At 20.5% G+C, this 1,000-nt stretch carries 2 protein-coding genes; both read right to left on the bottom strand.

Annotated features, from left to right (window positions below):
• Positions 1-404, bottom strand: a 404-nt coding sequence (locus IE237_RS41745; RefSeq protein WP_268253884.1) for a proton-conducting transporter transmembrane domain-containing protein, incomplete at its 3' end; no start/stop codon positions are given.
• A gap of 103 nt (positions 405-507) precedes the next feature.
• Entirely contained in the window at positions 508-828 is a 321-nt protein-coding gene (locus IE237_RS41740) for an LAGLIDADG family homing endonuclease (RefSeq protein WP_189377285.1), read from the bottom strand.
• Between the last annotated feature and the right edge of the window lie 172 nt (positions 829-1,000).

Here is a 1,000-nt window from a genome sequence, read left to right as displayed (position 1 = left end):
TTATAAGTATATTTATTACTTCTAGGATTATTATAGAAAGTTAAATATAAAACTCTAATAGAATATATAGCAGTCAATGTAGCAGAAGCTGTAGCAATATAATACATAATATAACCACTAACAGTATAAGTACCATATAAAGATTCTATAATAATATCTTTACTATAATACCCTGTTAATCCTGGTATAGCCATTAAAGATAATGAAGCTACTACCATAGATGTATAACTGAAAGGTAAATATTCAATTAAACCACCATATTTACGCATATCTTGTGTTTCTGATATAAAACTATGAATAATAGAACCAGCTGACATAAATAATAATGCTTTGAAGAAAGCATGACAATATAAATGATATATTGCTAAATCATAAGCACTAGATCCTATTGCTAACATCATCATTGCTAATTGCTTATATTCTTCTATCTTTATTATAGAAGATATAATTGGACCATTTCTTTATTTATTTATCTAAATATCTATCTCATTTTTCTTTAAAATTTGTTCAATCTATATATTTCATTACATTATTATTACTTTTACTTTTATAAGTACGTAATAAATAAAATTCTTTTATTAAATTTAATCTATTTATCTTTTTAGATCTTAATGGATATTTATTAAAATAATTATCTATTAATTCATATAATTCATTTTTTCTATATATTACATATCTAAATGCATCTATATCTTTAGATACTGGATATATTTTTCCATTATATATTTCTCTAAGATATTCTAATAAATATAAATTCTTTTGACTTATACTTATTAATATTTGTCCACTTTTTTCATTTAAAGATATAGAACCATCACTATCTAACATACCACTGAATCAACCATTATTATATTTTAATTTATTTGGATATAATAATTCAATATTATATTTTATACATAATTTATTCATTTGTAATAATCTATTAGTATTTCTTATTTCACCATTAATAGCATTAATTAATTTAATTAATCCTTTTTTATGACTTAATTGATATCTAAAA

Origin of the sequence: Streptomyces tanashiensis (assembly GCF_014648895.1) — a bacterium.
Taxonomy (GTDB): Bacteria; Actinomycetota; Actinomycetes; order Streptomycetales; family Streptomycetaceae; genus Streptomyces; species Streptomyces tanashiensis.
Note: the sequence above shows the minus strand (reverse complement) of the source record. Positions and strands in the feature narration are given on the sequence as shown.

Bases quoted from the DNA above. Each gene is read 5' to 3' on its own strand.
- IE237_RS41740 (WP_189377285.1), bottom strand. From the start codon at position 828: ATGTTAGATAGTGATGGTTCTATATCTTTAAATGAAAAAAGTGGACAA.